The following is a 21,991-nucleotide window of genomic DNA, read 5'->3' as shown; positions in this document are numbered from 1 at the left end:
GGCCTTCGCGTCTCATGACCAGATGGTGTTAGCTGACGCATGTGAGACGTAAGGTATTACGTCTCTACTTAACAATTTGATAACATTGCTGTGAGTAGTTTGACGTACTTTTGTGGCAATCATTGGCTTACAGACATACTGTCTGCCTGTTTTCAGAAGATACCCCACCTATGTTTGGATTAGAAACGGATGTTTTTATCCTCCTTTTTATCAGCTTGTTCGCTGCCTGTGCCTTCGAATTTGTTAATGGTTTCCACGATACTGCGAATGCCGTTGCTACAGTTATCTACACTAATTCATTAAAACCCACCGTCGCCGTTGTCTGGTCGGGCATCTGCAATTTTACGGGTGTTCTATTGGGTGGCATTGGCGTGGCGATGGGTATTGTAAACCTGCTTCCCGTCGAATTACTGATTGACCAGAATGTGTATCATAGCGTAGCGATGGTGTTGGCCTTGTTGCTGAGTGCTATTATCTGGAATCTTGGTACGTGGTATTTTGGTATACCTAGCTCGAGTTCGCATACGCTTATTGGCTCAATTCTGGGCGTAGGGCTGGCTTTTTCCACCTTGCCCGACAATACGACCGGAGCCGCCGTTAACTGGGATAAAGCGATTGAAACGGGCGAAGCCCTGCTGTTATCGCCTTTGCTTGGTTTTAGTCTGGCTATTGTCCTGATGTTCATACTACGTCGGTTGGTAGCCGAAGATGTTAAGGCACAGCTCTTTAAAGAACCCAAGAAAAATAGCGAGCCCCCTACTTGGATACGTAGTATTTTGATCGTGACCTGTTCGCTGGTTAGCTTTTTTCACGGCAGTAACGATGGACAAAAAGGCGTTGGACTTATCATGCTGATTTTGATCGGTATTGTGCCCTACCATTTTGCCGTAAAAGCAGACATAGACCCCCGACTGATGCAATCCAATATCGTGGGCATAGAACAAACGATAGCGGGTCTGGATTCCAGCCGACTATCACCTGCCAACCGTGATCGGCTCATGGAAACACGTACTGAACTAAACGAGCTGAAAACGTTGATTAACGGCCCACTGGTTGACGGGAAAATTCCGAACGAAAAGCGGTTGAGTGTACGGAAAGATCTGCTGTTGATTAACAGCAACCTAAAAAAAATTACGGCTGACGAAGGCGCCAATCTTAGCCCCAGTCAGATAGCGGAGCTAAACAAGAACCTTGGAGAAGAAAACGGACTCCGCCGATTCACCGATTATGCACCTTTCTGGGTTATCCTGATGATTGCCGTTTCGCTTGGGCTTGGAACAATGATCGGCTGGCGACGGATTGTGGTAACGGTGGGTGAAAAAATCGGGAAACAGCACCTTACGTATGCACAAGGTGCTTCGGCCGAATTAGTGGCCGCTAGTATGATTGGGCTGGCTTCGTGGCTGAAATTACCCGTTAGTACTACGCACGTACTGTCGTCGGGGATTGCCGGTAGCATGGTAGCAAGTAAAGGGGTTAAAAACCTGCAGGCCGATACCGTTCGAAACATTGCGCTGGCCTGGGTACTGACGCTGCCCGTCTCGATTTTACTCTCCTTTACGCTTTATATTTTCTTCCGCTGGCTGTTATAACGTAGTGTGAACGGCTACACGAATGTGGCCGTCCACACTACGTTTAGAGTTCTTTTATGGCAATGTTGCGGAAACGATGAGCCGCGTCTGGCTTCCAGGAACCACTCATCTCAAACGCTTCGGAGGCTGATGAATATACCGCCGACCAATGGGCCTGTAAACCAACCATTCCCGACGTAGCACCGGCAATAAAGTCGTTGACAGGCTGTGTCACGTCCCACATCAGCTCGCCGTTTACCCACAATCGAATCCGGGGAATATCACCTTCCATCCGAATCCGAAACGCGTTCCAGCCGCCGACTTTCCAGACTTTAGTGATATTGGTTGCCTTCGCGCCTTTACTTACGTTCATTCGTTCGCCGAGCAAATCACCAAGTCCGCCGGGTGTGGCTAATTCAATCTGATATGCCATTCCGCTTTCGCTGGAACGTAAGAAAATCCCTCCATTGCAGAACGAATCAATTTTTGCTTCCAGATAGAGCTCGAAATTGCCGTATTTCTTATTCGTCAACAAAATACCTCCCTGGCCATAAGGGCGTTGTTTAAGCATGATGACGCCGTTTTCTACGTAAAAATTGCCGGTTGTGCCCTGATGCGACGTACGGCTGGTATGCCATCCGTTCAGGTTCTTTCCGTTAAAAATAGGGGTAAATCCAACCGGGATTTTTCCGACTTGAGCGTTAGTTAGGTTCGCGACGGTTACGAAAAGCAGAATACTGAATAGCTTGACTAGCGACATGTTGTTACGTTCTAAACCGTTCATTTCGTTTCCATAACCACCCGAAATCCTACGTCCCAGCCATTGCCCGGCCCGGCGGCATGCGTCATATACGTAGCGTTTTTTACATCACCCACAAACGACGCGCCTTTCAATACGTGTTGTTTTCCCGAACGGGGCGGAGCAGGGTCGGCGAAGAGCTTCTCGTTGTAAAAATCCTGAACCCATTCCCAAACGTTGCCTAATGTATCATAAAGCCCCCATGCATTCGGTGTTTTCTGTCCGACTTTAGCGGTAGTGGTCGAACCCATTTGCGCCGATGCCCAGATAGCTCTCCAAGAAATGTCATCGTTGGCACCCGCACGGGCAGCGTATTCCCATTCAAATTCAGTTGGTAAGCGGTAGTGATGCGCTTTGTCTAGCGCATTCAGCTTTGCCAGAAAGGTTTGCGTATCCTGCCACGTAACCTGCTCGACCGGATGCCGATCCGCTTCGTCTTTGACTTTATTACCCTGAAAAGCAGACGGATTGTTGCCCACAACCTGTTTCCATTGCGCCTGAGTCACTTCAAATTTGCCGATGTAAAACGGATGACTAATCCTGACCGTAAAACCCGGTTTTGCATCCTGCTTTACCAACTTTTCGGCCATCTGGTAGTCTTTGTTCGTCCATTGTAATCCTTCGGCCGCTTTTTTGGAGGCAGAATCAGCTTTTGGCGGTTTGGGGTATGGTGGCTGGAATCGGCCAACTACCATGCTGCCGGGCTGAATCAGCACGAATTCCATCCCGATTTGGTTCGTAAACGTAGCCGATTGTGCCGATGCAGGGGCTACGTAAAACAGGACGGCGAGGGTAGGAAAGAGCTTTTTGAACGTAGTATTCATAAACAGTTACGGATTTTGCTACGTATCAAAGAGGTTTATTCCAGTTGCTACGTTCGGCGCGGCCAAGCTTGAATATTTCGAGTTCCTGCTGCGTCATACCACCTGGAATGACAGGCGTATTGGCCCGAACGTCGGCCACTTCTTTAGCCGTGACAACCGACGAATTATTGCCCAGATCGCCACTGTTACGGATGTAGCTCAGAACCGATGCAATCCATTTATCGTCATTACTGCCCATAGCGGGCATCATATCGGTGTAGGTTTTTCCATCGACCGGGCCGCGCATTCCGTTGAGCAACAACTGAATAACCAGAATTTTATCGCCTGTCACACGGGGAGAGCCAACCAGGGGGGGGGCGGGCATTTTATCACTACCGGCAACTTTTATCCCTTTCCCATCCGGACCATGACACGTAGCACAAAGCTGTTTGAAAATCGTAGCGCCATTCGTCACCAGTGCGCGGTCGGCTGGGCTCAGATTGCGGGTGCGAGCCAGTTCGGCCTGCTTCATTTTTTGCGCTTCAGTAAACGTAGTGAATGAAAACTGCATCAACTCATTCTTCGGATTATCGGTGAGTAGCTGCTTGACCATTGCCTGCGTTTGGGTGGATGGATAACTACGTAGCGACAACGCCAACTGAATCCGTACATCTGCACTCGGATCATTTTGCAACGTAGCGATTTTTTCGATAACGGCAGCGTCTTTCTTCTTCAGATAGAACTCACTGATCCAGACGGCGGTTTTCCGCACCTGCGCATCCGAATCGGCAAAAGCTTTAAAAAGCGTCGGTTTATCAATGGCGTCCAAACCTTCCAGCGTCCATAACGCGTGAATGCGGGCCAGTGGACTCGGTTGCTTTGGCAACGAACCTTTTTCACCAGTGGCTATTTGCCGTAGCGCAGGCACGACCGATGGATCATTTCGGGCAATCAATAGCTGTTGAGCGTTATCGCGCCACCAGCCGTTCGGATGATCCAGATACGTAACGAGTTGACTGGCAGGCTCATTCAGCATGTTGGGTTTACGCGTATCACGCTTGAGATCGTCGTGCACGACGCGGTAAATGCGGCCCATCCCCCGGTTTTTATACAACCCTTTTTCCTGAATAATCTTGCCCAGATAGGAGCCCGGTTTTGTCCATTCGCTTTCCTGAATAATGCCGTGGTACATATCGACAATGTAAAAACAGCCATCGGGACCCGTATACGTATTGATTGGCCGGAAATTCATGTCAGCCGAAGCCAGCCAGTCTTTTTCCTTATAAGCGTCTTCAATATAAATTTTGCCATCCCGGTTAATTACCTTCCCCCGTTTGATGATACGTCCCACAGGTTCCGGAACGAAGTAATCGCCCAGCATATCCGCCGGTAATCGATCGCCCCGAAAAATGGATTGCCCACAACCCGACGTGAATTTGTTCAGCGTATTATCTTCCGAACGTAGTGCTTCGCGTCCACCCTGCGCATCAACCGTACCGATAATGGGCCAGGGTTTCGTAAAATCTTCGGAATATTGATCGGCAAAGTTGAGTGCGCCATATGCCGGATTCTGCTGAATCTGTACGGCAGGTAAACCCGGCCCGGCTTCGGAATAAAACAAACGCCCGTAATTATCGGTCGTCATTCCCCATTGCCCAATCATATTATCGATCAACGTATCGGCCTGGAGTTTTCCATTTTTGTATTTGTAGCGTAGGTTGTCGCGAGTCGGGTAAATCCAGTTGTCCAGATTCCAGATTAATCCGCCGTTCTGATGTTCAAGATTTCGGGAGTCGATGGCGTCGTTTCGGAATACGATCTTTTTCTCATCGGCCTTTCCGTCGCCGTTCGTGTCGCGGTAACTCCAGATGTGCTGAACGTTTGTAATGCCTACCAGCAACTGATCGCCAACGGGCAGAATGGTACGTGGCAGAACCAGACTGTCGATGAAAATCGTTGATTTATCCATTTTGCCGTCGCCATCCGTATCTTCCAGTCGCTTGATTCGGCTCGTGGGTGCGTATTCATCCGTGGCGTTGGCATCCTTCATATACGTATTCATTTCCGCTACGTACATACGGCCGTTCCCGTCCCAGGCAATGGCAACCGGTTCCTGAACCATCGGCTCGCTAGCTACTAATTCGACATGATAGCCCGGCGGTAGCTGAATCTTCTGAATACTGGCTTCGGGCGATAGCGGTTCAACCGGCGGATTCGTGTCCTGCACAACCCGGGAAAAATCATGTCCGGAGGTCGATTTGCTGGGGCTACTGCACTGAGGAGCCGCTAACGTAATGGCCCACAGGCAGGCAACGAGCAAGCTGGGTTTTATTATGGAATAAGACTTCATAGTTGGTAGGTATCTAGGCACTCAGACGTAACACACTACGTTAAGACGCATTCGAATCTTGCGCCCATTCGGGTGCATCCTGCTCAATCGCATGGCGGACTTTCGCAACGAGGTCGTCGACCGTATCGTCGGCGCTGTAGGGGAGAGGGGCCTTAAATTGTACTGTTAGGAGGGTATTCCGTTTTTTGAACCGTAACCCTTTTTTGTCGAAGGCCCGCCGAAAGCCATTAATCACAACAGGGACGACGATAGGCTCATTATTTTTTATAAGATGACCTGTCCCTTTCCGAATCGGTGCAAAAGGGGTTGTGGTGCCCTGCGGAAAGCTGACAACCCATCCATGAGCCAGGGCAAGGGCAATTTTGTCGTTGGCCGACGTATCGACAGACCGTTGCACTTCGCGTCCTTCGGCCCGCCAGGAACGTTCGATTGTCAGTGCTCCGCCTGCCGCAAAAACGCGCGGTACAAACCCTTTTTTCATGGTTTCGGAAGCCGCTACGTAGTACTGACGCGCCCGTGGGCCAAAGAGATAAACGGGCGGAACCATCGTGTTCTGAAAGCCCCATTTTACAGCGCAGAAGATGTGAAAAAACGCGATAACGTCGGCGAAATACGTCTGATGGTTCGACAGAAATAGTACGTTGTTGATAGGAAGATTCTCCAGGTTTTCAGTTCCTTCAATCTGAATTCGGTTCACGACGGTATAACGTGCGTACGTGAGCCATCCGACAATGCAGATTAGTATACGTCTGATTAACAACGAACTGCCGAACGGATCGCACTCAAACAAGCCAAGTACATCCAGCGGCATCAGGAATTTAGGCAGGTAGCTGAATTTCGTTGGCTTAATATATTTCATCAGTATGTTTAAGGTCAGGTAGTAATGTCAAATATAGGATTGCTATTTGAAAAACCGGAAGTAGTGAATACTGTTTTCATCACGTAATAAAGTTGTAGGTGCCCTTCTTTACTAATGAACCTATTTGAACTTCTCTTCGCATTGCCTACAAAAAAGCTCCGGTCTATGACCAGAGCAAAAAATGAGGGGAAGTCTGATTACGGTAGATGAAACGACGTTTGACCGCCCTGAGTTTGAGTCAGGATGGGTTAACCGCTGTATACCAGGAGTATACTTATTGATTATGAAGAAATATGGCGGCTGAGCCCTGTGATTAAGTCAATAAGAGCTGCCGAATAAACAATTAAAGTTGCTACGTCACCTGTCTGATCTACTTCACTTTCTTTTTGCCGGATAGCGCTGCTTTAAGACCGTTCAGCGGATTTAAACCGTGTTTCCCGGGTGTTAGCCAGGCGCCTTCTCCGTTTTCGTTCCAGGCGTAAAGCAGGCCAATACGTTCCTGAGTCAGCGACGAATCGTGGGCGTTCATCCAGTTGAGCAAACCATTTACTGACTGCTGAACCGATTGAGCTGAAAAACCGGTGAAGTATGGTCTCTCCTGGTATTTATTTTTCTCGTTCGACCAGGGGCGCGGGTCCCAGCCCATTGTTGATACGGGTATATAGGGTTTCTTCGCAACACTGCTTAGCTTACTCCACAGTTGCTGTTCGGCCGAGTGCAACGTATCGATCGGAATGGCTTGGTTAGGTCCTTTGAAGCCTACGCTGTGATAGTTGTAGCCGGTGATTATGTCTGCACCTGCACTTTCGGCCTTTGCTATGCCATCGGGCGAACCGGCGCAAATGGCGATTGACGCACCGGGCATGCCTGCATCGACAGCCCGTTTTCTTAGTTTTTCAAAAGCCACACTCACTGCTTCCGGCGAGCCAAAATTTTTGATCAGCGAAGTAAATTCAAAAAAAATGAGCAGCGGTTTGTTGGCTACCCGCATATACTGAGGGTGTTTAAACTCATCCAGCCAGATATCAGTAAGTTTCTCCCAGTTTTCGGGCCCTACATCAAAGCCACCGTGGTTGGCAACCAATAAGCAGTATTCCAGCTTTTTTACATTCTTCGACTTTTTGTATAAGCCTAATGCTCTGTTTTCGGGCAGTTCCTCGATGGTCCGGCCATTACGATGGTACCAGCAGAAACTAAAAAACGAAAGCCCAGAACTAGCTGCCAACGCAATCTGCTCGTCAACAATCTCCTGCTTACTTGTTACCCATCCCCACACCGGCTCACGGTCGGAATAGTTGGTTTTCAGGTCGTCGGTGATATGGAACGTAGTACCGCTCCAGCCGTCAAAATAATACGCGCCTATTTTGTTTTTGCCTTTCTGGGCCAGCAGTTGATTGCCAGACAAAAGCAGGGCTACAGCGAGCCAAACGGTTAGAACAGATCGTGAACGTAGCAGGTGCATAGAGGTAAGGATTATTACGTTTAAGATGATTTTGCTTATCGTTTCAGAGCGCGTTCTTCGCCTTGTTTGATCAGGTCGACGCCTTCCAGCATAAATCGGGACGTATCGTCTTTAGTCTTTTTATAAAACGGCGAATACATGCTGGCCGAAACGGTCTTTTTATCCATATCGAACGAGAGCAACCGGATATAACCTCCACCCAGATCGTCGTTCTGATAGTTCTGGAGAATCTGGTATATTTTATTGCCGTGTTCGCCGGTATCTACTTTTAGCGCCGAACTCATTACGTGTCCACTCAGCACAAATCGGATGTTAGCGTATTTCTTTACCAGCCGATCATACACCACCTGCGGACTAAAGTCGCCGTATCCGGCGTTACGTGTGTCGATCTCTCCTTTCGTGGTTAAGTGGTAGTGCGTGAGAATGATTACGTTGTAATTGAAATACTCTTTAATAATATCCCCTGCCCAGTTGATCGGACCCATGCGTGGGCAAAACTCCAGACTGATCACGAGCCAGTTGGTTTGCCCTACTTTAAACGTGTAGTAAGCATTGTCGCTCTTGTCCGCTTCATACCGACCGCGCTGGTGCGTAAAACGACTGACCGGGAAATACGAATTGAACTTGTGCGTTTTTCGCAGGTTCTGGTTTACATTGCCCGGAGCCGCACTGCCGCTATTAAAGCCAACGGCCTCTGTATCATGATTCCCCAGCGTAATGGCATACGGAATATGATGCGCGTCGAAGACGTCGAACCCCTTGCTGGCGACTTCAAAATGGTCGTAATTATCAAAATTGACGACATCACCAACGTGCAAAACCATCGGGATGTTGAGCGAATCTTTGTGATCTACAACCCATTTGATTCGGCTATTGAACATGGCATGATTACTGCCAACTTCGCTCTGGGTGTCAGGGAAAACTGGTATAGTAAATTTTTGGGCATGTACACTAGCCATAGTGGCCACGCCGGCCAAAACGGCCAGGAGGAGTCTTTTTATCATGCGAACGTTTATTTGTTTGTAATTCCGGCTTTATTTTCTCTGTTCGGAGGCAACCTCCCGAACAACCTTCAGGTAACTCCCGGTAGGGTCAGCTTTGGTGGGAACCAGGTAGCCGCCTTCTCCGAGTTCGTTCCAGGCGTAGATCAATACCATTCGTTCTTTTGGCGTCTGCTCGGGGTGGGCATCCATCCAGGAAACGGCATCGTTCAGGAACTTTTTGAACTGTTCGGGTGTGCGGCCCGTATAATACCAGCCCTGTTTGGCACCCCCTTTGCCGTTGCCACTGGCATCTTCCCAGGGCCGTTTATCCCACCCCACAATTACCGTCGGGATATAGGGTTGTTGCGCTGACCCTTGCCATTTGCTACGTTGTGCATCGGCCAGTTCGCTATAGGCATGTTCCTGTGAACCCGCCGAATAACCTGGCACTACGTTGTAATGCGTTGTTACGGTAAAGTTTTTTCCTGCTGTATTCCCACATCCGGCAATTGTCAGTCCAGTTAAGCCGCTTTTCTGAGCTACCTCCTGCATGCCGACAAGGTCCGCATTTTCGATCCCCTTCGCGTTGAATACAACCACTAGTGGCTTCGAGTCAACTTTAACGTACTGAGGATCGTTGAAATACTGCATCCAGTGTTCGGTTGCTTTTTGCCAATTTTCGGTACCGACAATTTCAGCGCCCTGATGATTGGCAATCAGCAAACCAAACTTGATCCGGTTTTTATTTTTTGCCTTCAAGTACCGCTGCATGCTTTCATGCTGAGGCAGGCTTGCTACTTTTTCCGGGTTAAAAGAGCCGTTGGCATCGCGCCAGTACCAGCAAAAAAGAAAAAACTCGATTCCGTTATCGGCCGCCAGGTCGATCTGCCGCTCCATGATTGCCTGCGAATCATTTCGCCAGCCCCATACGGGTTCGCGGTCGGCAAATTCATTCAGCATTCGTTTGGTAACCTGACGGGGTGCCGTTCTTGCCCAGGGCTCGTTCGGATCGTCGGCTTTGGGATTTTTACCGCCCCATCCATCGTAATAATAAGCACCAACGCTGATCGGCTTCCTTGCCGTTTGGCCATACAGTGGCCATACTACTCCCGTCAGGCAGGCCAGCAAGACTGCCGAACGCAACCATATTGATTGAGTTTTCATAACGTTAGCCGCAAAAACGGTCTGTCAAAGGCTGTCATTTAGCGATTACGGGCTGGAAAACTTCCATCCCTACGCCCCGATCCCGAATAACCAGCGTATCGGTTGCCGAATACGTATTCGTGCCTTGCTGAAACTGATACGTTAGGTGGATAGCGTCTCGTTTTTTATTACCCCACTCGTCGGCATCATCGATAAACTTGCCGCTGCCAGTCACCTGAAAGGCAGAACCGGGAGTGTTTTGTACAACGCAGTCATTGCCGGTAAAAGTCAGCAACAGACTCAATGTTCCTTTGATGGCAGTAGAGTTCAAATTACCGGCCATAGTAACCTGATTTTTACTCTTTGTCGCCAGATTCCATACTTCGTTTTTTTCGATGAACTGAGTCCGGTACGTCGTCGATTCAATCTCCTGACCGGCCGCGTTTTTAACCGTACTTTTGCCCCGGCGGAAATAGCTGCCATGAAATGGATTAATAAATTTGACCGCGAACATGGTAAAATCCTTGGGAGTCACCTGCCAGTTGCTGGCAATTCTGGGATCGGGTTGCGCTATAGATGACTTCCCCCTGAGCAATGAATCGAGGCCGATCACTTCTTTGATACGTACTGGCAATACGTACGCCAGCTTAATTGCCAGCGTGTCATCAAAAAAATCATCTTTTAGCTGAACCGCAATATTTCCATTGAACTCACCCGCCGGAATGATCAGCTGATCGGACGAACTCAGCGTGTAATATTTTTCCGGCAGCGGATACATGGGCTGATTAGTAGCGGCAAATTTTGCCTGATTACAAAGGCTATTATCAACCTGGATTTTGAAGATCCGATCCTTTGTATTCTCATATACTCCGCCCATCGCTGCCGATATCAGGAATTTATGATTATTGTCGTTGGAATTATCGTAGATGTAATCCCCCAGAATCAGCGTCCGAACGGGGTACTGATATGGGAAATAGCCCGAAGTATAGTTGTAATCCGGGAATACAATTTCCTGATTTTTACAGGCATATAACCCAGCCAGGCAAACAAGTAGGAGCAAGATCTTTTTCATGTCGGAGCGCTTGTAATGATTTTCCGAAGTTCAGATGACAATGAATTACCAGCCCTGGTTTTGCTGGAGTGCCTGGTATTTAACAACCTCTGTTTGAGGTACGGGACCGTAGTGCATGAAGTTATTTTTATATACCCTCGGCTCAACGTCAACGACTGTGTAGGTTCCCCTGTTGATATTGACGCCTTTTGCGGTTTCGGTTAAATCGGCTTTCCACCGGCGCAAATCCCAGAATCGGAAGCCTTCGAAGCAAAGCTCCAGCCGACGTTCATTCCGGATGAGTTGCCGCATATCTTCCTTTGTGGAAAGGCTCGCCAGGTACGGATCGGCTTTAGGGATGCCCGCCCGGCTACGTATCGCACCGATTACGTCCTTTGCCGAGAATCCCCAGGTGCCAGAACCGGTTGGTCCCCAGGCTTCATTGGCGGCTTCAGCGTACAACAGGAACAACTCCGTATAACGCATGTGAACTTCGTAGTGCTTTTGAGTCGTGGTCGAAACGGGGTTCAGATTGACTTCTTCGACCAACAATTTTTTTAGATAGTAACCGGTACGGGTTGACGTTTCCAGTGAATCTTTCGCATCAATACCGCCACCTACGCCTGTAAGAATGGTTTTCCCGGAAATCGTGTTTCCGTTATAGGCTATGTACTGGCGCAGACGAGGGTCGCGACTGTCGTAAGGCTTTGCTTTATCGTATTTACTTTCTGGACGATCTATTGGATAACCATTTGAGGCAGGAAACGCATCGACAAGATTCTGCGTGGGGTTAACATTGCCTCTGCCAAAAAGTGATGGCGGATAATTGGCCATTTCGCGCGTGTTCGTCGTAACGACCGACCGTCTCCATAAAATTTCCTTCTGCTCGATTGGGCTGGCTGCCGATACGTTCAGTTTGTCGACGAGCGTTTTCAGATAAAACTTATTTCCTTCCGGGTCAAGCCCTGTCAGGCCGCCAATGTCTTTCAATACGCTCCCGGCGTAGTTAGCCGCCTGTTCCCATTTCGTAGGGTCCGTATTAAAGGCTGGGCTGGCTGCAAGCAACGCTACTTTTGCCCGCAACGCCCTAAGAACTCGTGCCGAAATTCGCTGATTGAGTTCAGACCCGAATACAATATTATAGTTACTGGTCGATACCTTTTCGTAGCCGGGCGGCAACTGGGCCGCACTGCTCACATTCAGATAGTCGTTCATGGTCAGGTACTTCAAAGATTCATTGATATCGGCATAAATCCGATCAACGGACTCCGCAAACGTAGCCCTTGGAATATTGAAGTTGGCATTCGCGTCCAGGAATTTGTCAATGATCGGAATACCCAGCATTTGCCCACCGGGGCCTGGACCGGCAACAGCCACTAGCAGATGATATTGCAACAAAGCACGTAGCGCATAAGCTTCTCCCTTGAATCGCTGCGTATATAGCCAGTTTAGTTCAGGAACGGAGCCTTTCCAGTTGACGGTATCAATGAGCGTAATGAACTGGTTCGTTGTTTGAATGCCGGAAATACAGTTTGCCCATTGATCCACAGGGTTATACATTGCCGACCATTGGCCGGTTGCCATACGCAGGTAATCGTTCAGTTTGTTGTTGCTTACGGCATCGTCGGTTGCTACGTCATTAAAGCTGAGATTGTTCGTCGGAATTTTAGTATAAGCGCTCATCAGCACCCCTTCAGCGAAACCCGGGTCCTGATAGAGCCGGTCAATCGTAGCATGATTATCGTTTACTGGCTCCAGCAGATCACAGGACCAGAACGTAACGGTAGCCAGCGCGAACAGGACGTATAGTAAGAACTTCTTCATATCTTTTTCAGGAATTAAAACGAGATATTCAGACCCAAAGAATAAGACCGGTACTGAGGTTCGCTGCCAATATTTAGCTCCTTAAACTGCCGGAATTTCGAAATCATGACCAGATTGGACGCATCAGCAAAAACCGAAAAGCCTCGCATGTTCAATTTGTTTGACACCTTCAGCGGAACTGTATACGTAAGCTGCACCCGATCGACGGTGAAGTAGTTATCGCGGTATAGCCAGAAATCAGAGCTGCGGTAGTTATTTGTGTTGGCAAGGGAACTCAGCCTGGGGAACGTAGCAGTTGCCTGGGTGGCTTCAGTCCAGCGGTTCAGCACAAATGTCGAGTATTTGTCATCGCCATCAACCCAGAAGTAGTTATTCGAGATTTCGCCATCGGCGCCCATTCGCCCATTGCCGCGCGCAAATAAAGTCAGGTTTTTGTAGGATAGGCGAAGGTTAAGGCCATACGAAAATGGAGCCTGCCACCGGCCAATACGGACCTCATCATTGGCGTCGATAATGCCGTCGCCGTTTTGATCTTTGTATTTTATATCACCCGGTTTTACAGTTCCGAACGCCTGGGATTCATGACTTTCAATATCGCTTTGGCTATTGAAAAAACCATCGGAAGCCAATCCAAACCGGGCATCGACCGGCTGGCCGGTACGATTTCGGTTGCTGGTTGCGTAAAGCTCATCCCGTTTTTTAACCTTCGAATCAGCATAAAGCATGTTAGCGCCAACAATCAGCCTGAAATCACCCCAATTCTCGCGGTAGGAAAGACCCAGCTCGGCTCCGCGGTAGGCATTATCTTCAAAGTTTCGGTATGGAATAAAGGTTGAAAAATAGTTCGGGTAGATGGTTTGCGGACGGGTAATCTGATCGTAATACAAGCTGGTAAACACATTGGCATCCAGCGACAGGCGATTGCCAAACAGCAGGCTCTGAAAGCCAACATTCAGTTCATTACGTTTTTCAAAGGCCAGATTCAGATTGCCACCATTCTGGGCGATGACACCACCCCGCGACCGGGTACCTTCGTACCACGAATAACTGCCAGAGCCCGTATACCGCTCGTCGTAATTGAAAAATCCGCTGATGCCGTTATCCGAATTTAGCAAACCGGCCGATGCACGAATTTTCAGGTAGTTAATAAACGACACTGACGACATAAATCCTTCCGAACTCAGTACCCAGGCCAGCCCCAGCGACGGCGAGAAAGCGGTGCGGTTATTGGCCGGTAGTTTAACGGAGTTCACGAAGGCGCTGCTGAAATCGACCAGGTATTTATTTTTGAACCCATAACCCAGCCGCAAACCCAGGTTAGCATTTTTATTGCCCTGAATATCGCCCTGAACCTTGTCGCTGGTGAGATAGGCCAGCAGCGAGCCGGTAATCTGGTGGATGTCGTCTACGTTCTTGTTGTAATCCAGCAATCCATAAAAGCCAATCCGGCGCCGGTAGGAAGCATTGCCAACATTCTGAGTTCCACTACGTACGTCCTCCCCAAACTTCCGAAGGCTAACGATACGGTCTTCCTTATCAGACCACGTTGGCTCGTAAGCCGCGTAGCTGTTGCTGATAAACTGATCGTAAAGGGTCAGGTAATCGAAGCTCAGATTGGTATGAAAGGCCAGCCCCGGAACTGAACGGCTCAGGTCGAAATCAATCCGGTTATTGAACGAAAAAACGCGTTGCAACTGCCGATTTTGCCCGCCCGCATAGCCAGAGGCTATAGGGTTTGTCAGATACGTAGCGGTTCCACCGATGAGGTACGTACCATCGATATCCGTTTTACGCCCTTTCAGAAGCGAATTTTCCGGGTCGATTAGCGACATGGGAATCAGTGGGGCATACAGGTTTGGCCGGAGTGTAGCCGCATTGGCGAAAAAGCTGCCCTGCGGCTGGTTATTGTCGTTCAATACAAAGACCGCGTCCAGCGCACTTTTGATCCAGGGATTTACTCTCAGGTCAATGTTCCCACGCACATTAAATACGTTGGATTTCATGGATTTCCCTTCCCCGAAATTATAGAGGCTTCCGGTTTGGGTCCAGCCGATGTTGGTGTAATACGTTGCTACGTTGTTTCCGCCCGAAAAATCGACCATCGCCCGTGAAAACGGTCTCAGTTTTTTTAAATAGTCGCCCGAGTAGTAATCTACGCTGGGGTATCGATAGGGGTTACCGGTTCTGAAATTCTGAATTTGGGTCGGCGAATACTGAACGCCCAGCCCATCGTTTAACCGCGCTTCGTTGTACAGTTCCATGTAATCGGCCGATGGAAGATACTGAGGTAAAGCGCTGGGCCGGGAGATACCGTAAAAAGCGGTTGCATTGATCTGCTTCTTATAGGCCTGTCCGCGTTTGGTGGTTACGAGTACTACGCCATTGACCGCATCATTGCCGTACAGAACGGCCGAGTTGATGTCTTTCAAAATTGAAATCTGGGCCACCTCCGACAGGTTGAGGGTACTGACGTCGCGCGGCAGGCCATCGACTACAAACATCGGGCTACCAATCCCGCGAACATTCGAACTGCCAAGCATACCGGGAATAAGACCATTGAGGGCCGAGGCAACGCTCTGCGTATTGTCGAATTGCCTCAGCTCGTCGGGGTTCAGCACACTAACGGCGTTTACCAGATTACCTTTTTTGATTTTACTAAAGGCAACATTCACTACGTCGCGTTCGCCAAATAGAAAGGGTGATTTTGTTAGCGTCAGTCTTTCCTGATTACTGTAATCGCCGGGTTTAAACACGGTGGATTCGAATCCGGGCGCTTCAATGAGCAGATCGCCCAGCGATGGGATCGTGATTGTAAACTGGCCGTTTGCCTCGGTCTTGCTAACGGCGATGCCTTCGTTACCGTAGATAGTTGCGTTGCTGATTGGCGTACCATTTTCGTCGGCCACAATCGACTTGATCACCATTGGCGCAGCCGCTTTTTTTTGAGCCAGGGCAACAACCTGGCAACACAGAAAAAGGCAGGTCAGGTATAAGTATATTCTCTTCATGTGATTCAACTGGTTAAAGGTTGACACTAAGATGACTATGGATGGTTACCACCCTGGATTTTGTGGGAAGCCTTCGTATAGTCTCGTGTCTCTCAATTGGAACGGAAGCCAGTTATGTCTTTTTTCAAATACCCGGGTAACCACTACCCGTTCTCTCAGATTGATGGGTTTGCCGTTTGCACCCCGATCAAAGTCAATGGCCGTTTTCTGAAGATATTCGGCGTTTCCGGCAATGTTCCACCGGCGCAGATCAAAAAAGCGATGCCCTTCAAAGGCGAACTCAACCGCCCGTTCCCGGATAATTTCTTTCATGAAAGCTTCTTTAGCTCCCGTGTATTTGGGGGCCAGATTGGGCAACGTAGCGCGGTTACGGATGGCGTTGACAGCATCGACAGCCGTTAAGGCAGCCCCAGGCGATTGAGAAAGCGGTGATCCATAACCATGCAATACGGCTTCGGCATACATCAGGTACACGTCAGCAAGGCGCATCTGCGGATGATACGACTGAAAACTTCCCCACCGATTATCCCAGGGGTTACAGCCTTTCGGTGTCCATTTTTTGTAAAAGTAACCCGTTACGCTCCCTGCTACGTTGCTGCTGGCCGGGGTACCGTTCCGATGCATGCCGTTGTTGGCCAACTGGGCAAACTCGTTCTGTTTGGCGGCTGCAGCGGTGGCATTGTCGACCATGCGGACGCCGTCATAAATAATGTCGACATAAAACCTTGGGTCGCGCCCGGTCCATGGATCGTTCGGATTGTAGCCCGATTCGGGGTCATCAATGGGCAGACCGTTGGCCATCCCGTAGTTTTTAATGAAGTTGTGTGTGGGCACTTCAACCCGGTTGTTGCCCGCCCCGAACTGCACTGGATTGCTTATGCGATTGGTGGTAAACCGGACATAACTCGGAATATAAATGGTCTGGTTCATGATCACCTCGGTACCGCCCGGCCGATCGCGGTTACTGGGCGACCAAACCCAGAAATTATCCGTCCATGTAGTCCAGGATTGTAAGCGGTACACGCCGGTTTCCCGGCATATTTTAATCACTTCGGCCAGTACGTCGGCGGCCTGCTTACTCAATTCTACATCGTAGGCGTTCTGCCCGGTCGAGGATTCGTTCATCATCGGGCTGGCAGCATACAGCAGATTTTTACCCAGCATCGACAAGGCATGGATTTTCGTAATCCGTTGCGCATTATTGCCCAACGTAGCGCTACCCATAGCAGTCCCGTCCCACTTTAACGGTAACAAGTTGGCCGCTTCTTTGAAATCCTGCGCTACTCTCAAGGCCGTTTCTTTATACGTAAGTCGGGGCAACGTAAGAGCTTCCGACGAGCCCTGTACCGCATCGACGTAGGGAAGCCCACCGTAATAGCGCATTAACTCAAAGTGGAAGAAGGCCCGGAAAAACAGGCACTGCCCTTTAATGGCGTCTTTCTCTTCCTGAGTGGCCTCCAGCATATCCAGCTCGCTCAGACCAAGGTTCGCTTTTCGGATGGCGTACCAGGCAAACGGCCAGACACGCATCCCGGTAAGATTGGAATAGTAGTTAAAATTGGGGGTCGCGCCGTAAAGAAAGTTACCCTGGTTCCAGTAGTTACCATCGTCCCATGGTAACGGTACTGTCGATAAAACCTCGTCAGAAGCGCTGAAGCTATAGAAGAAGTTACCACCCAGTACTTTATGGATGTCAACTACACTATTGTAGATTTCCTCGACAAACCCCTGAAAACTAATAAAACTCCCATACACATCTTTATCTGATATGCTAGCTTCAGGAGCTCGGTCAAGATAGCTTTCGCAACTGCTGGCAAAAAACGTAACGACCACCATACTGCCTACCAGCCAATGTCTGAGTCTGTACAGTCTATTTCTGATCATGACCTATGTATTAAAAAGTTAAGTCGATACCGAAGTTTATGCGTCGTGGCGTAGGATAAGCCCCCGCATTGGCCGCACCACCCGAAGCCGCCGACTCCCGGTCGTCGGGAAGTTTAGACCAGAAGAGAAGGTTGTTGCCATTGACAAACAAACGTAGTGAGGAGACGCCCAGGCGATTTGTGAACGTCTTAGGCAAGGTATAAGCCACCTCGGCTGTGCGTAGCCGTACAAACGATCCATCGTAAATGAAGTAATTACCAATGAACTGCCCCTGCGACTTCCAGCGGGGGAGAAAGGACGTAGCATTCTGATTGTCTCTTGACCAGTGATCACGTACATGGGAAAACAGCACGTTCTGATACAGGTAAAAATTGTCGAGTGGGATATTTCTCGATACGTTGTTAACGGCGAAAAACTGTAGCATTACAGAGAAACCTTTGTAACTGGCTCCAAACGACGCGTTGTAATTATTCTGCGGTACGTCGGAGTGGCCAAAGGGCACGGTGTCGTCGTTACCCGTAATTACTCCGTCAGCGTTGTAATCCAGCGTATTGTAATAACCGGGCAGTTTGGAGAGGTCATTGGTTTGCTGCGGAACGCTGGCAAACACCTCATCCCAGTTGTTGTAAAATCCGGTATTTATCAGGCTTCTGGTCTGGCTGATCTGATACCCAGCCTGCTTCTGATAGGCGGCCTGTAGGGCTGGGTCATCCCGATTGATTATTGTATTCTGGGTGTGGGTAAAAGCGAAATTACCCCAAAGGTTTATGCCCGACGGAAAGCGTTTGTTAACCTTCAGTTCCAGTTCATATCCTTTTGATTTTACCTGACCAAGGTTTGCCGAAGGCGGAGTGGCGCCAAAATAAGGTGGAATGGCCCGGGAGGCCCCCGAAATAATGATGTCGGTACGGTTCTCTGTAAAGTAGTCAAAATTCATTTGAATCAGGTCATTAAAAAGGCCTAACTCGGCTCCATAGTTGTGTTTACGGGCTTTCTCCCAATGAATATCAGGGTTGCCGACAATCGATTCTTTGTACCACAGGTACGGGCTTTTTTCATTCGGGTTTGCGTTGAGCAGGCTGGAGTTTCCATAAGCATACTGCGATTGGTAGGCCCATCTTGCCCCGCCAGCATCGTCTCCAACGGTTCCGGCGCTGTAGCGAAACTTCAAATGATTGATCGCGGGGACCTTAAAGAATTTTTCATTGGAAACATTCCAGCCAAATGCGTACGACGGGAAAAAGTCAAACCTGTAGCCAGGCCCGAATTTTTCCGATCCGTTGTACGCGCCGTTAAACTCGAACAGATACCGTGATTCGTAATCGTAGGTTGTCCGAAATACCCAGTCTTCGCGGTAGCTCGGAAACATACTGCCCTGCGCAAACTGTTCTCGTTTGAATAAGCCCATCGCTCCAACGTTGTGTTTGTCGAACGAGCGGGTGTAATTCGACTGCAATTGATACATCAGTCGGCGCCGAATAGGCAGGTAACCAACAAACGTTGAGGAAACTTCTTCCGGGTTAATTGTCCATGGAGTGGCCACCCAGTCAAATGCATTGGCAGCGGTAACCGGTGTGGTCTCTGTGTACTGACTGGGGTCTTGTCCTTCGCCGGTATACCGGTCGGGATAAACAATCTTTCCGAGCAGATTACCTTCAGGGCGCACATGATTCTGATCTGTAATGCCGCCAACAGTTTGCAGGCTGTTATCATAAAACAACAAACCCGTCACACTCAGTCCTTTCGTAAGGAAGTCCAGTTTCTGCTCAATAGCAAAATCAGTATTTAAGGCCACTTCACGGCGCTCCCAAACCCCCGTATTATAAATCAAGGCCACCGGATTTTGAAGCTGCTCCGGCGGTAACGCATAGTTCTGTCCCCAGCTTCCATCTGGATATTGTGGCAAAATAGCATCGGGCGGAAACCGATACGCTGCGGCCCAGGCCAGCGGGTTGGTGCCCGACGTACCACTGGCATAGGAGTAGTTGGTATTTTTCTGGCTGAAAAAACCGGCCAGATTTACTTTTAAGTTCGTGGTTCCTGTAACTCTAAAATCCAGATTGCTTCGAAAGTTAAACCGATTGAAACTATAGCTCGGATCGTAGTTCTTATTGTTCTCGTACTTTTTGAACATGTCGCTCTCGTTGAGATACGCCAGCGATCCAAAATATTTGACGAATTTGGTTCCGCCTGTTACGTTCAGATTCGCCTTCTGCGACCAGGATACATCCTTAAACATGGCTTCTTTCCAGTCGACATTCGGGTAAAGAACTGAATTAATATCGCTTTGAGGCCGTCGATAACGTAGCGCCACTTCATACGGTACGTAGTCGCTCCACGAAACCGGATTGATGGGGCCTTCGCGCTCAATCATTTCATTTCGAAGCATGATGGCTTCAAACGAATCCAGTTTATCGGGTAGTCGGGAAACCGAAAGGGCCGTTGCGTTGTACGAAACAGCAAGCTGTGGCTTCGATTCTGATCCTCGTTTGGTTGTAATCAGAATAACGCCATTAGCCCCTTTCACGCCAAAAACCGCCGTTGCAGAGGCATCCTTTAAGACTGACACTGTGGCGACTTCGTTGACGTCGATGTTCTCCATGTTACGTTCAACGCCATCGACCATAATGAGTGGCTGCCCTCCGTTCCAGGTGTTACGTCCACGAATGAAAATCGATGTAGCACTTTCCCCACTGGCGGTTCCGCCCGGTTCTCCACTGGCGGTGATCGTCGTCAAACCCGGTAAGTTTCCGGTCAAAGCCTGTTTAAGGTCCGTTACGTTGCCCACCCGTTTCAGCTCCTCATTCGATGTCTGAACAATAGAGCCCACTACGCTCTGCTTTTTTTGTGTGCCGAAACCCACTACTACCACTTCGTCAAGCGTCTTGTCGTCACCTTTCAGCACTACGTCGATCTTCGTTCGGTTTCCGACTGTAATCTCCTGCGATAAGAATCCGACGTAGGAAAAAACAAGAATCGTCTCACGGGTAGGCACGCCAAGTGAAAATTTTCCGTCGGTATCCGTGGTTGTGCCTCGCTGGGTTCCTTTTATCAGGACAGTTACACCGGGGAGTTTCTCCCCTTTATCGTCCACAATCGTTCCTGTGACAGTAATCTCGGCTTTAGCGCTGTGGTCTGGTTCTACTACGTCTGTTGCAGAGGAATTTGACTCAACTTCGCTGGGTGTCAGCACAATCTGTTTACCAATGATCCTGTATTTTACACTGATTGGCGAAAGCAGTTGATTCAGTACGTTAGCTAATTTGTCGTTTCGGTAGTTTACCGAAACGACCGGCTGTTCGGGCAATAATTTGGTACGATACGTAAACGTAACATCTACCTGCTTTCCTATCTGCAGGAGAACGTCAGCAAGGCTCCGGTTTTCCATTTTAAGGGTAACCTTCTTATTCAGCAAATCCTGCGTGGCCAGTTCACGAGTCACGGTGAAGCTGCTGAAAACGATTACCGTAGCGAATGGTATCAGCAGCATTTTCGTCAGAATTTGGAAGTGTCGAGAAGTAAAGGATTTTCTCATTAGTTTGATCATTCTTGATTTTTTAGACAATACTTTTTCCGTATCCGAGCTAACGGATATTTATATACGTCATCAAATTAAGAGGAAGGAAGCTCTACCCTAGTAAAAGTCGGGCGCAGTGCTTGGCTTAGTGATTTATAGTATAAGCTCTCGCATTTTTGTCAGATTATTCCGGTGAGTTTACAAACATCGTCGGGCATCAATCACAATACGTGTTTCTTCTATTCGGTATGTAGCGTTTATCGCTTCACACAATACCTCCAGTCGTTGAAATAACGATTCATCCTTAAACGAAGTGGTTAGCCTACAACTTGTAAGTACGTTCCTATCGAACTGAATGTCTACGCCATACGCCATTTCGAGGTTATCGAGGAGTTCGGCAACCGGCACATTATCGAACGTAGACATCTGGTGTTCATTTTCTGGTAAAATAGGAAGCGGTTCGTCGACGAGGGTACGGCTCAACTTATCTGAATCGGGCTTGTAGTCAGCCTGTTGGTTTGGCAACAGGACCACTCCTGTCAGCTGCTCTGTCGCATCGCTCTTCGTTTTTTTATAGACAAACACTTTTCCAGTCTTTACCGACACGGTCATGTGTTTATCCGCTACGTTGGTATTTATCCAGAAACTTGTTCCTAACACTTTGGTAATTAACTCATTCGTATAAACAACAAAGGGTTTTTGGGGATTGCGGGCCACCTCAAAAAACGCTTCACCGG

14 protein-coding genes are annotated in these 21,991 nt (G+C 48.9%); 1 reads left to right on the top strand and 13 read right to left on the bottom strand.

Annotated elements, in window-relative coordinates:
• Nucleotides 1-170 precede the first annotated feature (170 nt).
• Nucleotides 171-1,592 (top strand): inorganic phosphate transporter, encoded by a 1,422-nt coding sequence (locus tag ACOJS8_RS05290; RefSeq protein WP_420147489.1) that lies wholly within the window; start codon nt 171-173, stop codon nt 1,590-1,592.
• Between the two features lie 43 nt (nt 1,593-1,635).
• On the opposite strand, the gene ACOJS8_RS05285 is transcribed toward ACOJS8_RS05290, so the two are convergent.
• From ACOJS8_RS05285 to ACOJS8_RS05225, 13 genes are all read right to left on the bottom strand, one after another.
• Nucleotides 1,636-2,355, bottom strand: coding sequence for a 3-keto-disaccharide hydrolase (locus tag ACOJS8_RS05285; RefSeq protein WP_420147488.1), 720 nt, complete (start codon nt 2,353-2,355; stop codon nt 1,636-1,638).
• Nucleotides 2,352-3,194, bottom strand: a complete 843-nt coding sequence (locus ACOJS8_RS05280; RefSeq protein WP_420147487.1) for a formylglycine-generating enzyme family protein — start codon at nt 3,192-3,194, stop codon at nt 2,352-2,354. Before ACOJS8_RS05280 ends, ACOJS8_RS05285 begins: the two co-directional genes overlap by 4 nt.
• Nucleotides 3,195-3,219: 25 nt before the next feature.
• The gene (locus ACOJS8_RS05275; protein ID WP_420147486.1) at nt 3,220-5,523 is read right to left on the bottom strand and encodes a DUF7133 domain-containing protein; all 2,304 of its coding nucleotides are present in this window, start codon (nt 5,521-5,523) and stop codon (nt 3,220-3,222) included.
• A gap of 40 nt (nt 5,524-5,563) precedes the next feature.
• Nucleotides 5,564-6,382, bottom strand: a complete 819-nt coding sequence (locus tag ACOJS8_RS05270; protein ID WP_420147485.1) for a lysophospholipid acyltransferase family protein — start codon at nt 6,380-6,382, stop codon at nt 5,564-5,566.
• A 370-nt stretch (nt 6,383-6,752) separates the two neighbouring features.
• The gene (locus ACOJS8_RS05265; RefSeq protein ID WP_420147484.1) at nt 6,753-7,844 is read right to left on the bottom strand and encodes a glycoside hydrolase family 99-like domain-containing protein; all 1,092 of its coding nucleotides are present in this window, start codon (nt 7,842-7,844) and stop codon (nt 6,753-6,755) included.
• A 35-nt stretch (nt 7,845-7,879) separates the two neighbouring features.
• Nucleotides 7,880-8,848: a metallophosphoesterase gene (locus tag ACOJS8_RS05260; protein WP_420147483.1), complete on the bottom strand. Its 969-nt coding sequence runs from the start codon at nt 8,846-8,848 to the stop codon at nt 7,880-7,882.
• 30 nt (nt 8,849-8,878) lie between these two features.
• A complete protein-coding gene (locus ACOJS8_RS05255) occupies nt 8,879-9,991 on the bottom strand; it encodes a glycoside hydrolase family 99-like domain-containing protein (protein ID WP_420147482.1) in 1,113 nt (370 codons plus the stop codon).
• 34 nt (nt 9,992-10,025) lie between these two features.
• Nucleotides 10,026-11,042: a DUF5627 domain-containing protein gene (locus tag ACOJS8_RS05250; RefSeq protein WP_420147481.1), complete on the bottom strand. Its 1,017-nt coding sequence runs from the start codon at nt 11,040-11,042 to the stop codon at nt 10,026-10,028.
• 45 nt (nt 11,043-11,087) lie between these two features.
• Nucleotides 11,088-12,845: a RagB/SusD family nutrient uptake outer membrane protein gene (locus tag ACOJS8_RS05245; RefSeq protein WP_420147480.1), complete on the bottom strand. Its 1,758-nt coding sequence runs from the start codon at nt 12,843-12,845 to the stop codon at nt 11,088-11,090.
• Nucleotides 12,846-12,859: 14 nt separating this feature from the next.
• Nucleotides 12,860-15,853: a SusC/RagA family TonB-linked outer membrane protein gene (locus tag ACOJS8_RS05240; protein ID WP_420147479.1), complete on the bottom strand. Its 2,994-nt coding sequence runs from the start codon at nt 15,851-15,853 to the stop codon at nt 12,860-12,862.
• Between the two features lie 45 nt (nt 15,854-15,898).
• Complete coding sequence (locus ACOJS8_RS05235) at nt 15,899-17,737, bottom strand: RagB/SusD family nutrient uptake outer membrane protein (protein WP_420147478.1); 1,839 nt, start codon at nt 17,735-17,737, stop codon at nt 15,899-15,901.
• 10 nt (nt 17,738-17,747) lie between these two features.
• Nucleotides 17,748-21,227, bottom strand: a complete 3,480-nt coding sequence (locus ACOJS8_RS05230) for a SusC/RagA family TonB-linked outer membrane protein (protein WP_420147477.1) — start codon at nt 21,225-21,227, stop codon at nt 17,748-17,750.
• A 225-nt stretch (nt 21,228-21,452) separates the two neighbouring features.
• A partial coding sequence (locus ACOJS8_RS05225) for a FecR family protein (protein ID WP_420147476.1) occupies nt 21,453-21,991 on the bottom strand: 539 nt, incomplete at its 5' end.

Origin of the sequence: Spirosoma sp. (assembly GCF_048594605.1) — a bacterium.
GTDB lineage: Bacteria > Bacteroidota > Bacteroidia > Cytophagales > Spirosomataceae > Spirosoma.
This window is presented reverse-complemented; position numbering and strand designations above follow the sequence as displayed.

Coding starts and splice junctions, on each gene's coding strand:
- ACOJS8_RS05250 (WP_420147481.1), bottom strand. CDS start 11,042: ATGAAAAAGATCTTGCTCCTACTTGTTTGCCTGGCTGGGTTATATGCC.
- ACOJS8_RS05235 (WP_420147478.1), bottom strand. CDS start 17,737: ATGATCAGAAATAGACTGTACAGACTCAGACATTGGCTGGTAGGCAGT.
- ACOJS8_RS05260 (WP_420147483.1), bottom strand. CDS start 8,848: ATGATAAAAAGACTCCTCCTGGCCGTTTTGGCCGGCGTGGCCACTATG.
- ACOJS8_RS05245 (WP_420147480.1), bottom strand. CDS start 12,845: ATGAAGAAGTTCTTACTATACGTCCTGTTCGCGCTGGCTACCGTTACG.
- ACOJS8_RS05230 (WP_420147477.1), bottom strand. CDS start 21,227: ATGCTGCTGATACCATTCGCTACGGTAATCGTTTTCAGCAGCTTCACC.
- ACOJS8_RS05285 (WP_420147488.1), bottom strand. CDS start 2,355: ATGAACGGTTTAGAACGTAACAACATGTCGCTAGTCAAGCTATTCAGT.
- ACOJS8_RS05240 (WP_420147479.1), bottom strand. CDS start 15,853: ATGAAGAGAATATACTTATACCTGACCTGCCTTTTTCTGTGTTGCCAG.
- ACOJS8_RS05280 (WP_420147487.1), bottom strand. CDS start 3,194: ATGAATACTACGTTCAAAAAGCTCTTTCCTACCCTCGCCGTCCTGTTT.
- ACOJS8_RS05255 (WP_420147482.1), bottom strand. CDS start 9,991: ATGAAAACTCAATCAATATGGTTGCGTTCGGCAGTCTTGCTGGCCTGC.
- ACOJS8_RS05265 (WP_420147484.1), bottom strand. CDS start 7,844: ATGCACCTGCTACGTTCACGATCTGTTCTAACCGTTTGGCTCGCTGTA.
- ACOJS8_RS05290 (WP_420147489.1), top strand. CDS start 171: ATGTTTGGATTAGAAACGGATGTTTTTATCCTCCTTTTTATCAGCTTG.
- ACOJS8_RS05275 (WP_420147486.1), bottom strand. CDS start 5,523: ATGAAGTCTTATTCCATAATAAAACCCAGCTTGCTCGTTGCCTGCCTG.
- ACOJS8_RS05270 (WP_420147485.1), bottom strand. CDS start 6,382: ATGAAATATATTAAGCCAACGAAATTCAGCTACCTGCCTAAATTCCTG.